The organism is Allorhizobium sonneratiae (genome assembly GCF_023700755.1).
Lineage (GTDB): Bacteria > Pseudomonadota > Alphaproteobacteria > Rhizobiales > Rhizobiaceae > Allorhizobium > Allorhizobium sonneratiae.
This window is the reverse complement of record NZ_JAMKOJ010000037.1, coordinates 1-476: the sequence shown is the minus strand read 5'-3', so window position 1 is coordinate 476 and position 476 is coordinate 1. Positions and strand designations below refer to the sequence as shown.

General features: G+C 64.5%; 1 protein-coding gene. It reads left to right on the top strand.

All coding sequences use genetic code 11. The features are described from left to right. On the top strand, positions 1-476 hold a 476-nt coding region (locus NAC44_RS21165; RefSeq protein WP_250943641.1), incomplete at both ends, for a methyl-accepting chemotaxis protein.

The following is a 476-nucleotide window of genomic DNA, read 5'->3' as shown; positions in this document are numbered from 1 at the left end:
AAGATCGCCCGCCAGTCGGCCAAGGATGCCGAAGCCTCTGGCGATGCCGTCTCCCGTGCCGTCGGTGCCATGCGCACCATTGCCGAGAAGATCTCCATCGTTCAGGAAATCGCCCGCCAGACCGACCTTCTCGCCCTCAACGCCGCCGTCGAGGCCGCCCGTGCCGGGGAACATGGCAAAGGCTTTGCCGTCGTCGCTTCCGAAGTGCGCAAGCTGGCAGAACGCAGCCAGGCGGCAGCCGCCGAAATCAGCGGCCTGTCCGGCGAGACCGTCACGGTGGCCACCCAGGCCGGCGATATGCTGAGCCGTCTGGTGCCGGATATCCGCAAGACGGCAGAGCTGATTGCGGAAATCTCGGCTGCCTGCCGCGAACAGGATATCGGTGCAAGCCAGATCAATGATGCGATCCAGCAGCTCGACAAGGTGACCCAGCAGAATGCGGGCGCCTCGGAGGAAATGTCGGCAACCTCGGAAGA